Source organism: Anabaena sp. CCY 9910 (assembly GCF_963920875.1).
Classification (GTDB): Bacteria; Cyanobacteriota; Cyanobacteriia; order Cyanobacteriales; family Nostocaceae; genus Trichormus; species Trichormus variabilis.
In genome coordinates this window covers 15,474-29,542 of record NZ_CAWUDJ010000029.1, presented here as the reverse complement: position 1 = coordinate 29,542, position 14,069 = coordinate 15,474, and the positions used below count along the sequence as shown (strand labels likewise).

Annotated in this window: 12 protein-coding genes; 4 read left to right on the top strand and 8 right to left on the bottom strand. The window is 42.2% G+C overall.

The window, feature by feature from the left end; genetic code table 11:
• Positions 1-272 precede the first annotated feature (272 nt).
• The gene (locus ACM5QX_RS19770) at positions 273-935 is read left to right on the top strand and encodes a fasciclin domain-containing protein (RefSeq protein ID WP_414755058.1); all 663 of its coding nucleotides are present in this window, start codon (positions 273-275) and stop codon (positions 933-935) included.
• A 1,716-nt stretch (positions 936-2,651) separates the two neighbouring features.
• Positions 2,652-3,824 (top strand): RNA polymerase sigma factor RpoD, encoded by a 1,173-nt coding sequence (gene rpoD / locus ACM5QX_RS19765; RefSeq protein WP_010999387.1) that lies wholly within the window; start codon positions 2,652-2,654, stop codon positions 3,822-3,824.
• A gap of 119 nt (positions 3,825-3,943) precedes the next feature.
• Here rpoD and ACM5QX_RS19760 read toward each other — a convergent pair whose 3' ends face one another.
• The 3 genes from ACM5QX_RS19760 to ACM5QX_RS19750 all read right to left on the bottom strand — a co-directional run bounded on the left by ACM5QX_RS19760 (position 3,944) and on the right by ACM5QX_RS19750 (position 6,501).
• Positions 3,944-4,123 carry a chlorophyll a/b-binding protein gene (locus tag ACM5QX_RS19760; RefSeq protein ID WP_011318235.1) on the bottom strand — a complete coding sequence of 60 codons (180 nt, stop codon included), beginning with the start codon at positions 4,121-4,123 and terminating at the stop codon, positions 3,944-3,946.
• 539 nt (positions 4,124-4,662) lie between these two features.
• Positions 4,663-5,793, bottom strand: coding sequence for an aldo/keto reductase (locus ACM5QX_RS19755; RefSeq protein WP_414755057.1), 1,131 nt, complete (start codon positions 5,791-5,793; stop codon positions 4,663-4,665).
• Positions 5,794-6,003: 210 nt separating this feature from the next.
• On the bottom strand, positions 6,004-6,501 hold the full coding sequence (locus ACM5QX_RS19750) for a bifunctional nuclease family protein (protein ID WP_011318239.1): 498 nt from the start codon (positions 6,499-6,501) through the stop codon (positions 6,004-6,006).
• A gap of 338 nt (positions 6,502-6,839) precedes the next feature.
• On the opposite strand from ACM5QX_RS19750, the gene ACM5QX_RS19745 reads away from it, so the two are divergent.
• Positions 6,840-7,499 (top strand): riboflavin synthase, encoded by a 660-nt coding sequence (locus ACM5QX_RS19745; protein WP_190565546.1) that lies wholly within the window; start codon positions 6,840-6,842, stop codon positions 7,497-7,499.
• Positions 7,500-7,557: 58 nt separating this feature from the next.
• On the opposite strand, the gene ACM5QX_RS19740 is transcribed toward ACM5QX_RS19745, so the two are convergent.
• Both ACM5QX_RS19740 and ACM5QX_RS19735 read right to left on the bottom strand, forming a co-directional pair.
• Positions 7,558-9,129, bottom strand: a complete 1,572-nt coding sequence (locus ACM5QX_RS19740) for a peptidoglycan DD-metalloendopeptidase family protein (RefSeq protein WP_414755055.1) — start codon at positions 9,127-9,129, stop codon at positions 7,558-7,560.
• A gap of 84 nt (positions 9,130-9,213) precedes the next feature.
• Positions 9,214-10,038: a biotin--[acetyl-CoA-carboxylase] ligase gene (locus tag ACM5QX_RS19735; protein ID WP_414755053.1), complete on the bottom strand. Its 825-nt coding sequence runs from the start codon at positions 10,036-10,038 to the stop codon at positions 9,214-9,216.
• A gap of 72 nt (positions 10,039-10,110) precedes the next feature.
• On the opposite strand from ACM5QX_RS19735, the gene pgeF reads away from it, so the two are divergent.
• Positions 10,111-10,890 (top strand): peptidoglycan editing factor PgeF, encoded by a 780-nt coding sequence (gene pgeF, locus ACM5QX_RS19730; protein ID WP_414755052.1) that lies wholly within the window; start codon positions 10,111-10,113, stop codon positions 10,888-10,890.
• 29 nt (positions 10,891-10,919) lie between these two features.
• On the opposite strand, the gene ACM5QX_RS19725 is transcribed toward pgeF, so the two are convergent.
• The 3 genes from ACM5QX_RS19725 to ubiE form a co-directional block, all read right to left on the bottom strand.
• Positions 10,920-11,816: a bile acid:sodium symporter family protein gene (locus ACM5QX_RS19725; RefSeq protein WP_414755051.1), complete on the bottom strand. Its 897-nt coding sequence runs from the start codon at positions 11,814-11,816 to the stop codon at positions 10,920-10,922.
• A gap of 97 nt (positions 11,817-11,913) precedes the next feature.
• Positions 11,914-13,149 carry a DUF445 domain-containing protein gene (locus ACM5QX_RS19720; protein ID WP_414755050.1) on the bottom strand — a complete coding sequence of 412 codons (1,236 nt, stop codon included), beginning with the start codon at positions 13,147-13,149 and terminating at the stop codon, positions 11,914-11,916.
• Positions 13,150-13,347: 198 nt separating this feature from the next.
• A complete protein-coding gene (gene ubiE, locus ACM5QX_RS19715; RefSeq protein ID WP_414755049.1) occupies positions 13,348-14,037 on the bottom strand; it encodes a bifunctional demethylmenaquinone methyltransferase/2-methoxy-6-polyprenyl-1,4-benzoquinol methylase UbiE in 690 nt (229 codons plus the stop codon).
• Positions 14,038-14,069 lie beyond the last annotated feature (32 nt).

The following is a 14,069-nucleotide window of genomic DNA, read 5'->3' as shown; positions in this document are numbered from 1 at the left end:
CTTATGCACCCAGGTTGTCTTGCGTAAGTCCTAAATAAATAAATTATCCAAAGTTGATGGTTTGGTGGGGTGCTTCAGTATAAATAATTTCCAAGTATATAGAAATACGATCTAATTATGTTTGGCGTAGCAAACAATAATCAAATCAGATTCCTATAGTTCTCAATCCCCAATGCTCAATCTCCAAACTACGCCATTAGGATGAGGGAACACCACATAAATTTCAAGACTATTGTCATTAATTCTTGATCTAATAAAGTCACAATAAAACCATGCCGGCAACTAACAGCTTGCTAGGAAAAACCTTTTTCAATATTTTCGGTGTGATTAGTCTAACAGCGCTATCTGCCTGCGCTCAACCGACTACAGAAACCCCCACTGCCACAGTCCCCCCTGATGCGTCAACTCCCGTATCAACGGTTCCTCCTCTCACCCCAACTCCCAGCCCCACAACACCAAATAACACCACTGAGAATCGTAACCTGGCAGAACTCGCAAATTCGGCAGCAAATCAAGGACAGTTTACAACATTAATACAGGCAGTAAAAGCCGCAGGTTTAACTGATCAGTTAGCCGCCCCAGGACCATATACCGTATTTGCCCCTACAGACGCTGCTTTCGCTGCTTTACCAAAAAACACCTTAAATAACCTTCTTCAACCAGCCAACAAACAGCAATTAGTGAAACTTTTGGCCTATCACGTCCTTCCCGGCACTTTTACTTCAAAACAACTCAAATCTGGACAAGTCAAAACAGTTGAAGGTAGCCCTGTTACCATCAAAGTTGACCCTACCAGTAACACAGTTACCATCAACGGAGCTAGAGTCACTCAAGCAGATATACCAGCTAGCAACGGCATCGTTCATGTCGTAGACAAAGTTATCTTACCCCCCAATGTTCCCAACAATGCCAACACAACACCGACACCACAATAGGTAATCGAGGGGCAGAGGTGGCAGAGAAAGTATAAGCTAATGCGCGCCTAAATGGCATAACTACTAACAAGGGCTGTTAACTGTTGACTGTTAACGGTCAACAGTTAACAAAATTTACGATGGATTATGCAATTTAAAAGCAGAATAGCTGAGAAATAAATTCTTATCAGTACACTGCTCATCGCCCCGCTACCTCTTTGAGCGTGACTGTGCCCCCGGAGCCTTACAGCACTCGTCACTTCTTACCAATCCCGTATAGAAAAATTTTTTGTCTTTTTATTAGTTCGAGAAAAATGTTTGATAGGATACATAAAGAATATTAAGCACAATCATCACTTTTTCTGCATATACCGATGCACAAAATTTACTCACTGCCAAGTATATTATACGAATATTGTATTTTTTTTATCAGGTATCTAAGTAATCAAGATAAACACCAGGTTTGTGAGTCATGGGTTGATGCCAGCCACAGACCAAAAAAGTATTTGTTAAGCTTGTAGAGCAAAGCTCAATCTCTTCTTGCCTGTAACGTGAGCCTGACTATGCTTAAGGATTAAATCTCACAAGATAATAAATCCTGTTGAGAACTAACGTAGTTTATTTCACACTTTCCTCATATCAAGTCAGACAGTTAAAAGTCTCCAATATAATCAATTCACTTGACTTCTATTTACACAGGACGTTGCTAGTATTAGATAATATCCTGCTACTAGGCTGCTGATATATTACTATTTCGTCTTGGAGAAGGTTACATATTTTGTCTGTATTCGATAAATTTTTGCCTTAAGTAGACAAATATCTGTAATTTTAAATGTCAAAGTCCTTTTGAATTGATTAAAATATCGTTGGATACAATAATAAGAGTTTGTCAAGATTCAGAGGTTGAAAATCTCGGCGATACGCTAATGTGTGAATAAGACCAAATTTGTGAAATCTCAACCGCTAGTCGTTTGGCTAGTTAGCTCATAGCTTTTTACTACGAGCTAACAGTGACAAACACGCAAAAAGTTAAGTTTCTGAAAAGAAGGATCATTTCTCTAGCTGTATGCACATTGTTGGAAGACCTATTCAATTCTCCGGACTAATTTATTTATGAAGGAAATGTAAAAATGGGTGCGTTCATAATTCTTGCCTCAGTTAAGTTGAAGTACACTGTTTCTAAGTAATTTATGTTTCACACAATACCAGAAATTGTATGAAGGCAACTTTAATTTCCTGAGAATGTAAAGATAATGCCACAGCAATTGCAAGAAGCTTTAGAGAAAATTTAAGGGGATTACTACCATTTACAATATCTTTTTGATATTGGAGCCTTGACCCTACTTAATCAGTTCATGATTAACACACAAAAAGAGTGCAATTTCTGTGAAACAGGCTACAATCGGAAGAGTCTTTATAGGAAAATATGCCGACAGTCATAAATCATTTGTTATGAAGGGGTAATTTTTTTTATCAAGACCAGTTTTTTCAGACAAGCCAGTTAAAAGTGATATGCGAAAGCAACACTTTTGGTTTGTACTCAAATGAGTAAGTCAGCATTTAATGTGACTTTTCACACTCAGCCAGAAGTTTCTCTTTTATGAGGAACAAAACGTCCGAAAAAGATTAGGGAAATGAACTTAAAACCCTATCTTCGGTTGTTAACTAGCTCGTTTTAAAAAGAGCAGTAAAACCATCTTGAGTAATTGATTCTGCAAGGAGCATGAGGAACGCGGCATGAACCAGGCTAACAACGTACTCGATAGCATTTATCAGCCTGACCTAGAAATAATGAATCAGCCTGAAATCGAGTTAGATGACCTCCTCATTGAAGAAGATGAGGATTTGTTGCTCGCTGATGATGGCGACATTGATGAGTTTTTAGAGCCTCAGACTGATGAGGACGACGCAAAGTCTGGAAAAGCCGCTAAGTCGCGTCGTCGGACACAAAGCAAGAAAAAGCACTACACAGAAGATTCAATTCGTCTGTATTTGCAAGAAATTGGTCGAATTCGTTTGTTGCGGGCAGATGAAGAAATTGAACTTGCTAGAAAAATCGCTGACTTATTAGAACTAGAACGGGTGCGGGAGCGACTGTCAGAAAAGTTAGAACGTGATCCCCGTGACAGTGAATGGGCAGAAGCCGTACAATTGCCCTTGCCAGCCTTTCGTTATCGCTTGCACATTGGCCGCAGAGCAAAAGATAAAATGGTGCAATCAAACTTGCGCCTTGTGGTTTCAATTGCCAAGAAATACATGAATCGTGGTTTATCATTCCAAGACTTGATTCAGGAAGGTAGTCTGGGTTTGATTCGCGCGGCTGAGAAGTTCGATCATGAGAAAGGTTATAAGTTCTCCACCTACGCTACTTGGTGGATTCGTCAGGCAATTACTAGAGCGATCGCTGACCAATCCCGCACCATCCGCCTACCAGTCCATCTCTACGAAACCATCTCCCGCATTAAGAAAACCACCAAGTTGCTGTCTCAAGAAATGGGACGCAAACCTACGGAGGAAGAAATCGCTACTCGTATGGAAATGACCATCGAGAAACTGCGGTTCATCGCTAAATCTGCTCAGTTACCAATTTCATTAGAAACACCCATTGGTAAAGAAGAAGATTCTCGCTTAGGTGATTTTATCGAATCCGACGGCGAAACCCCAGAAGACCAGGTTTCTAAAAACCTGCTAAGGGAAGATTTAGAAAAAGTCCTCGATAGCCTTAGCCCTCGTGAACGCGATGTTCTCCGCCTACGCTACGGTTTAGATGACGGTCGGATGAAGACTTTAGAGGAAATTGGACAAATCTTCAACGTCACCCGTGAACGGATTCGGCAAATCGAAGCCAAAGCCCTCCGTAAATTACGCCACCCCAACCGCAACAGCGTCCTGAAAGAATATATTCGTTAGTCAGTTGTCAGTGTTCGGTTGTTTTTACTATTGACCACTGACAAATAACTTAAAAACCTGGCAGTACTAATACACTGTCAGGTTTTTTTGTTTATTTTTTATTATCTACTTTCTCGTGCTTATAGGATTCCCCAGAAGTGGAGGAAGCCTTGACCAGAGAATAGTTCGATTAATATGGCTGCTAAAAAGCCAATCATTGCTAGGCGACCGTTCCAGATTTCAGCTTGGGGAGTAAAACCCCAGCGCCAAGAATTGCGGTCTTCAACTACTGAAGCAGAGATTTTTGTTGTGTCTGTCATGGGTGGCACTCCAAACTTATTTTTATAAGGATTATTGCCGTATGTAAATTAATATAACAATATTTTTCGTAAATGCAACATTTATTTATAGTTTCGCTGCCATAAATTAATTGCAACAGTTCGCTTAATGAGAAAAACACCTTGGTAAATGTATTTATCTTGAGATATATGTAGGAATCACAACAAACACAAGATTTATATAAAAATTATATATATTGCTACTAATTAGCAATAATTTTAGCAAAAAAATTAGTTAATTTCTAGGAAATCTCTTAATTATGGGACTATACCGCTCTAATAATGGCTAAGCTTTTTAGGAATTATTAGCATGTAATGCAGACATCAAAGAACTGGGGATTTGATGGTGACAAGAGCGATCGCCATTTTCAGCCACCAAAAAATCAGAGTTCATACAAAATCTTCAACCATTCGACAAATGTCTGTGTTTTTGACAGTATCAATTTTCCTTGCGGCTCTCCAACCTCAAACTTCACCTTGTTATCTGGATAAATATTTAACTACGTATTATGAATTACGAGTTATCCCCACAACCTTCTCCCTGCTCTCCCATTTAATCGATTGTGGGCATCTTCTAATAAATTAGGAATGTCTAACTTTTCTGGACACCGAGGTAAACAATCACCGCATTCTGTGCAACGGTTAGCTTTCATACCTGGGAACCAGTGACCGGCATTTTCAAACATTCCGTAACGGTATTGTCCGTAATTTGTCATGTTGTATGCCACTGCCAAATTTCGTAACCTTAGAACTTCAGGAATATTGATGTTTTCTGGACAGGGTAAACAAGCATAGCATTGGCTACACTTATCAGTTTCTAAAACTGACTCTTGATGATTTTGTAAGCGTTGAAAAATGGTAATTTCTGCTGATGTTAGTTCGCCACAACTATCAGCGACTTGTAAGGGTTCGACCAATTCCTCTGGAGTGGCTGGCCCTACACTCAAGGTAGTAATTCGTTGATCACTGAGTAAAAATCTATAGTTTAATTCTAGAGGCGAAAGGGGCTGACATAAATCTTGGAGGGTTTGGGGTGCTGTGTACAGTTTCCCTCCCTTATCGGCTGGAGAGATAATAAAAATGCCCATATCCTTTTCAGATGCTAGTTTGATAGCTGGGGCATTTCTTTGAAAGAAATAGTAATAATGGAGATTGACGAATTCAAAAAAATCTGTGTTAATTGCTGCTTGAATCACCTCTAATGACCCGTGGGTAGAAAAGCCAATGTGTCTAATTCGGCCGTCGTTAATCGCTTCCTCGACAGCTTTCATACAGCCACCTTTGGCTTGTACCCACTCCAGATGTTCCCAAGTATTCAAGCCGTGAATTCCTAGACAATCCAGATAATCTAAATTCAATCGTTCTAGGGATTCATCGATGTACCGACGCATACTATCAGCATCAGATGTTGGCGGGATTTTGGTAGTTACGTAAAGTTGGGAACGAGCTACAGATAAACCGACTTTGATTGCTTGGCCAAAATACTCCTCACTTTTACCATAACCTCTGGCTGTTTCTATATGATTAATTCCTAGCGCTAAAGCTGTGGCAATAGTTTGCTGCACATTTTCGCTATCAGCCAAGTAGCGCATTGTCCCTAAAGAAAAAACCGAGAGGTGCAGATTAGTTTTGCCAAAGCGTCGGTAGAGCATAGTTTGAGTGCAGTCAAGCCCTGTGGGCATAGTGCGCTTATATCGGTAGCAGAATGTTCCGCCCGTTTTGATTCCTGAGTATCAGATGATGAATCTTTTCTCCAAAAGAGTTAAATACTAACAAAAACCAATACCAGAAAATTGTCTTTTCATGCTAATTTTTGCGTCCTTTTTCTTCAAAATTCCCCAATTTATGGCTCAACACTTTGTCTAACTGTCACCATTACCAAAGCGCTTAATTAAATCCTCAGGACGAAGATTGGAAATAAATTCCCGAAAGGCTTCTTGTTCGGCTTCATCAGCGTCACGGTCTACGGGAATGGAGGCATCAGCAATTACTTCTTCCATAACCCAAATGGGGGTATTTGTACGGAGAGCAACAGCGATCGCATCACTGGGACGTGCATCGATTTCTTTCTTGACTTCACCTTGCTGAACAATTAAGGCTGCATAAAATGTATCCTTTTGCAAGGAATGGATAATCACCTTTTCTAGAGTCATGTTCCACGCCTCTAGAATATTGACCATCAGGTCGTGGGTTAAGGGACGGGGAGGCTTTTGATTCTCCAGTGCGCCCATAATTGCCCTAGCCTGTTCTTGACCAATATAAATTGGTAATGCTCGGCGATCGGAAGCGTCTTTCAACAAGACGATGGGGCTGCGGGTTATGGCATCTAATGCTATGCCAGCGACTTTCATTTCAATCATTGACTAAGCCTCTATCATCCTTTGAGTTATTAAGGCTAAGTGATTAATAATACCCATTGCCGGGTAAGTAAAATCAGGAATAAACATAGTCATTGTTTTCTATAATTGCCTCTATTAAACTCCGAACTGGTTGTGAACACCAGAGTAATGGAAAATGGGTCTTTGTAGACAATAACCTTCTTAACCAAGTATGCCTTGTGAAAGATGTAATTGTGTTAATAACCTTATAATAAATAGAGTCAGAAAATATACTCAGAATTTTTGCCATTCTTGTGAGAATTACCAGTGGATTTTCGGCAAAATTAAGTAATAAATAAAGTTAGTTTTACAAAAAAGCCGTGTTTACAGGATTAGTACAGGCATTAGGAACAATCAAACCTTTAGGGGGCGATTCTTGGCAGATTACTTGTGTGAGTCAGTCATTATCAATTATGCAGGATCTGGCTTACGGTGACAGTGTTGCGGTAGATGGTGTTTGCTTAACAGTGGAGGAAATTTTAAAAGATGGGTTTATCGCCTCAGCTTCCCCGGAAACTTTGCGCCGCACTACTCTAGGAACTGAGCAAACACAACAAGGATACGTCAACCTAGAAACTTCCTTAAGAGTTGGTGGTAAAGTCGGCGGTCACTTTGTCATGGGTCATGTAGATGGGGTAGGTCAATTGCTAGGGTTTGAACAGACAGCCAGTTCTTGGGAAATGACCTTTACTGCACCGGAAGCGATCGCACGTTACATTGTCCCCAAGGGTAGCATTACTGTCAATGGCATTAGTCTCACTGTAGCTGCCTATGAGCCTGAATTATCTCAGTTTACCGTGGCAGTTATTCCTCTTACTTACGCTGAGACTAATCTCCGCTATCTTGTCCCTGGCAGCTTGGTAAATTTGGAAGGGGATATCTTAGGCAAGTACGTCGAAAAATTTCTCCAACCCGGTCAACGTCGCACCACAGATACAGATATTACACCTGCATTTCTTTTAGAGCATGGATATCTGTAACATCTTAGGTTCAGATCCCCGACTTCTTGAAGAAGTCGGGGATCTAGCAACCCAGTCCCTAATCCCGAATAGCTCGTGCTGTACGTGAACTGTTGAGCAATTGGCTGAGGGCAATCTGTAACTGTACACCAGGGTCAACAGCTACCCATCCGTTTTGTGTCAGGTGGCGTACTTCAAAGTGGAGGTGAGGACCTGTGGAGTTACCGGTGCTACCGACTCGTCCAATTACCATTCCTGGTTCTACCCATTGTCCTGGTTGGACTAGTAATTCTGACATATGCCCGTATAGGGTTTGTTGAGCAGAACCATGATTGAGGATAACCGTTAAACCATAACCACCCACCCAATCAGAAGTCGCGACTTGACCCCTAGCGGCTGCCAAAACCGGTGTACCTGTAGGCGCACCTAAATCAGTGCCGGCGTGAAAGCGTTGATTACCTGTGATGGGGTGGACACGCCAGCCGAACATAGAAGTGATAGGAGAAGCTACAGCCAAAGGATAAACCATGCCTGTACCGCGATAGGCGATGGTATTGGCGTAAGGAATTTGTGGTAATACCGATGCCAAGGGGATGTCGTAAGCTACGGTGCTGACGCGAGGCGCAACGTTACCTTCTGCCATTGGTGGGGGTAGTGTGCCACCACTAGGGGCAATGGGAGTCGCGCTAACTGTTGTCGTGCTGACGAAATTGCTGGGGTTAGGAATAAAGCGATTGGGGTGATATGAGGCTTTGGTGGAGCCAGCAGCAGCGACCCCAGAATTGCCCCATCTGGTGTTGTTGTTAGTGGCTAGGAGTCGCCGGGCTGGGGGTACAGTGGCTAACTGAGTGTTTTGGCTTCTTCTGAGCCAAGAGGGGGATGATTTGCCACTGGAATTAGCTACAGGCTGCTTATCCGCAGGTTTAGCGCAGGCGTTGCCAATCCCTTGTCCTGAAGACAACACAGTACGACAACCACTGGAGCGTTCTGTAATGATTACAGAATTCGGCGCTTGATAAGTACCCGCAGTTTTATCACTGTAATCGTTTGGGTCAATATAAGCGTTGTTAAAATCCCTGGTTTGCTCTGCCGCAACACCATTGTTGGCAGGTTTGGCAAAGGCTGGAAGGTTATCTCTGAGGGAAGGTGTCGGAGTTGCTACTTCTGGGTCTTTGGTAGGAGTAACTCGTGGAGTTTCGGCTACCTTGGGTTTAACTTCTGGGTTCTTAGTGGGAGCAACACGGGAAGTTTCTACTTGTGGTTGCGACTGTCGCACACTAAAAACGGGTTCAGTAGACTCAGGCTTTGGTTGAGACTGTCTAGTTTCGGCTACTTCTTGCTTACGCAGTCTTTGTTTAAGTGAGGCTCGTCGTTGGGAAAATTTTGGCTGAGTTGGTGATGCTTCCGGTATAACAATATCTTTTTTTACAGTAATTGTGCCTGCTGCGGGCTGGGCATTTTCAATAGTAGGAACGATGTTATCTATGGATGTTTCCGTTTGGGCGACTGCTAATCCGCCACTAAGAAGGCTAACGCTACTCAACAAACACAAACTTTGTGCTGGTAGGGTATAAGCTAGACGTTTTGTTGTCAAACCTTGTTGCTGTGGTTGGTGCAAATGGTTATGGGCAGAGTTATGGCGCTGCGTCATTTGTTCTCTCTTTTATGTTTAATTTTGCTAAACAGATGATGACAGTGGTTTGTCTAGCCCAAAGAGCGATTTTTTTAAACAAACCTAATATGTACCTAAAGACCTACGATAACCCAAACTAATTGTACCGGGTTCTAAATAAAGTTCTGGTGCTTTGGTGTCAGTTACGCAATCTGTTTCTAAAGACACGCGTAAATCTCCCTGCGGCGTAACTCCCACCACAATACCGGAAAGATCATGGACGTGTACGCGATCGCCCATATTCACCAATAATTCTGAATAGCGAGACAAGAGTATGCTAATTCCTTCTTGGAAAAGGCAAAGCATACCGGACTCTATACCCAGTAAAACCTTACTGGTTAAGCTTTCCAGACAAGATATGGGTTTATGTGTTTTGTCAGCCTGCCATGATTCTAAGTTAATTCCCGTCTCTGGTACTGAATTTGACCAGTTAATACCCACACCGACAACCGCTTGGGAAATCTGACCTTGGCTGATTTTTGTTTCTGTTAAAATTCCACCTAATTTACGTCCCTCCAAAACTAAATCATTCGGCCATTTAATCCCCACATTCACCCCAGATTCCCGTAATTGACAGGCTATCCCCCAAGCAGTAGCTAAAGTTATTTGATAACTGGCATTTGCGTCTACCTTGGGAGTGAGTGCCACAGAAACATATAATCCCCCCGTTGGCGAAACCCACTGACGACCCCATTGTCCCCGTCCGGCTGTCTGTTGTGTGGCAATAACTACGGAACCTGTACCCGCACCTTGGTTGATTAGTTCCCAGAGGGTTTTGTTAGTGGAGGCGACAGTAGAAAAAATATGCAGCGAAAATGGTAAATAGCAATATTTTCGCTCTGCTTGCAGCGCAGTTTCTAATTTTTGTTGATTAAATTCCCCAGCCATGAACCGAAATCCCGTTGATCAAGTTAGCATTAATTGGCTGATGAGTGATTTTATGTTTAGGTTTGGTTCAAGATGCACACTTGGCACTGGCACAATTGGGAAGGACTACCTTACTTGAGCTGTAGTCTCTTAAAAGATTGGCAGCACGGCTTTTTTACACAGCAATTTTGGCCGCGATCGCCCCATGAATTAACAAAGGTGCTGCACCCAGAAGCATCAGCATATCGCTTGAAGCAGGTACATGGCAATACTGTCCTCACTCCCCAAGAAGTTGACAATCACACTAATGGCAATACGGACGATTCTGCCTTAGCCTCTGCTGATGGTTTGTTGAGTCAGCAACCCCTACAAGCAATCTGGGTAGCCAGTGCCGATTGTACACCTGTGTTGATTGGAGATGTGAAAACTGGGCAAGTCGCCGCACTCCATGCCGGTTGGCGGGGTACAGCCCAGAAAATTGTCCCCCAAGCGATCGCCCGGATGCAAACACACGGCACTCAGTTAGCCGATTTACGCATTGCATTGGGGCCAGCGATCGCCGGTGAAGTTTACCAAGTTTCTGTTAATGTCGCCGCCGAAATTGGGGCTAGTATTATATCACATGAAGACACTCATGTAATCATCAACTCATTACACGAGCTACCCCACTCACCCTTACTAGCCGACCCAGAACCAGGAAGGGTGAGGGTTGATGTCAGACGAGTCAATGCTTTACAGCTAGAAAACTTGGGTATTAGCCTAGAGCAAATAGCGATCGCACCTTATTGTACATACCAAACCCCAGAGCATTTCTTCTCTTATCGTCGTGAAAAACAGAAAAAAGTGCAGTGGTCAGGGATTGTTAGTCAATAGTCAATAGTCAATAGTAATTTGTTGTGAATTTAGACTTTACCAACTAAATGATTAGTAGGAGAATTAGTTGCGGACAACTTTCTACCGTAGTAAATGGCGACGAAAGCCGTGAGATTCATAAACAAGCTATAAATAGCCGCAGGAATTGCCATGTCTTGGTTTTTTAGCAGTCCAGCAGTGATGGCGATCGCTAGTGTACCGTTTTGAATTCCCACTTCTATGGCGACACAAATTTGTTGAGGGATGTTGAGTTGAAAGAATTTACTCATATACCATCCAGACAACATGGCGAGGATATTCAAAATTACTACTCCCACACCCACTTGCACAATAAAGCCGGGGATACGGTTCCACTCACGAATTACGAGTATCAAAATAATTAAAGCCAAAAAGGCGATCGCTAAGCGATTAGTTACTTTTTCTAAGCGCAAAGCGGTTTCGGGAAAGATGCGCTTGATATACATTCCCAAAGCAATCGGCACAATTGTAATTAAAAATATTTGTAGCATTGTGGAACCAATGGGTAAGGCGATCGCTGCCGTTTGTCCCAAAAAATGCTGGAGTGCTAAATTAGCAAATATAGGAATTGTAAATATTGTAACCATACTGCTGACGACAGTCAGGGTCACCGACAATGCCACATCGCCTTTAGCCAGGTAGGTAATCATATTCGATGAAGGGCCGCCTGGACACAAAGACAAGATGACTAATCCCACAGCAATTTCTGGCTGCATCGGCACAACTTTAGCAACTAAAAAACCTATGATTGGTAAAAGAATTAGCTGAGTTATCGAACCAATAGAGACTGCTTTAGGATATTTCGTGACACGTTTAAAGTCTTCTATCTGCAAAGATAGCCCCATGCCCAGCATGATAATCGCTAGGGCTAAAGGCAAAATCACATTAGTAAACACATTTGCCTGCATAAACCTGAATTTTTAACTTATAACTGCAATATTTGAGATACATCAGCAGTTTACAATAGTTTGTAATCCAGGTAGCTGGGAAAGGAAACAGGAATTTTTACTGTTGACTAAAAATGAAAAATGCTGTTTGAAATAGTCCGACTATTAAGCCTAATATTCCCCCTAGACTGACAATTGCCTGTAATTCATTTTTAACAATTCCCTCAATTGCTGCTTCTAAATCAGCAGGTGAAGTTGATTTTACACGGTCAACAATTACTTGATCGATGGATAAAATAGGAATTACCTGGGCAACGATAACCTCTAAATCTTTTTCTAAATATCGTTCTAAAATTAGAGCTAATTCTTGGCTGACGACTTCTAAAGAACTCATAACCACTGGTGAATTACTCAGACGATTTAACAGCAATTCGGCGATATTTTCCCAGTTGATAGAATCTGTTAATCCTTGTAGTAAGTCGCTACCACTGGTTTGAACATATTGACGAACAGTTTCTCGTGTGGTTTTTCGCAGTTGTCTAACTGTGCCGATTGGTAAATTTTGCAATGTTAAATTCTGCAAAATTTTTCTGAAGCGATCGCGCATCTGCAAATCTTGAATTAATTCTGTTAAACGATTGTTAGTCGCTTCTTTTTCATCTAGACAAAAAGTACGTAACCTTGTAAGGGTGTTACGTAAACCAAACAGATTTGCTACTACCCAATAAGTACCACTGGTTTTTTCCCGAAAGCTTTCGTCAATAATTTGAATTGTGCGATCTGTTAAGAAATCTACAATCGCCTGTCGGATAACATCTGGTGGCAAAACAACTTCTAAGAACCAATCGGCTAGTCTGCTGGCTTGTTCTTCACTGAGTTGTAATTCCAGTAGAATCTGATCAAAAATCTGATTAATTTGCGCTTCTAAAAAGTCTTCTCTTCTTGCCAACACCTTGAGTAAGCGAGGCAATGATTCCCCTATCAAATCCCGCAAAATACCCGCTACAATTTTGGCACTTTTCTTGTTTGTATCGGTTTTAATTTGATCTATGGCAAGTTGCAGCAACCAGAGAATTGCACCTTGTACACGCTCAGTTTTCAATAAACGCCGTGCCAATTTTTGCAATTCATCGGGTGTCAGTAACGACCCCATGATTGTATCGGAAATATTCTTTGCCAAACGTTCCTGGTTGCGAGGAATCAATCCGGGCGTGAATGGCACTCTTCGTCCGCCAATATAAATTGCTCGGTAGGGACGAAATAGCATTTTGATAGCTATATCATTGGTGAAATAGCCAATAATTCCACCCAATATTGGGGGAGATACATACAGCCAAAGATGTGACCAATCCACTGTTTTTTGTTGGATTAGGAATGGGTATTAGGTACTGGGTACTGGGTACTGGGTACTGGATACTGGGTAATAGTTTATCTAACTATTAATTACCAATTCCCGTTTACCAATTCCCCTTCGGATTCACCAGTTCCCTACGGAGGGAAACCCTTCTACAGGACTGGACTCACCAATTACCAATTACCAATTACCAATTACCTATTTACTAATTATCAATACTCCCATCATACCGTTCGCAATGGGGTAGTGTGTGGCTGAGGCAAAACCAACTTTAAGGGCTATTTCTACTTGTTCTTTGCCAATGGGGAAGCGGTCTAAGCTGGGGCTGATGTAAGCATATTCTTCTTTGACTCCCAGGCGATCGGCTAGTGGTACAACTATACTATCTAAGTACCACTGCTGAAAGGTGCGGAATTGTTGATTATTGGGGCGATGAAAATCTAAAATGGCTGCCTTTGCATTGGGTTTGAGTACGCGGCGCAGTTCTTGGAGGCTACGGGGAATATCTGTGACATTTCTTAAGCCGTAGCCCATTGTCGCCGCATCAAATTGATTATCCTCAAAAGGTAAATCCAGGACATTGGCTTCCACCCAAGAAATATGAGGTTGGGGGTATTGTGCTTGGGAGCGTTGTTTGGCGGTTTCTAGCAGGTTAGCAGAGAAATCCACACCGTATACATGGCCTGTTGAGCCTACACGCCGTGCTAGACGCAGGGCTAAATCCCCACTCCCGCAACATAAATCTAAACAAGTATCTCCTGGTTTAGCCCCAGTCCATTTAATCGCCATTTCTTTCCAGATGCGATGCTGTCCTAGACTTAGCCAATCATTCAACTGGTCGTAGACGGGGGCAATGCGGTCAAAAATAGCGCGAATTTCGTTTGTCATTAGTCAATGGTCGTTAGTCCATAGTCATTAGT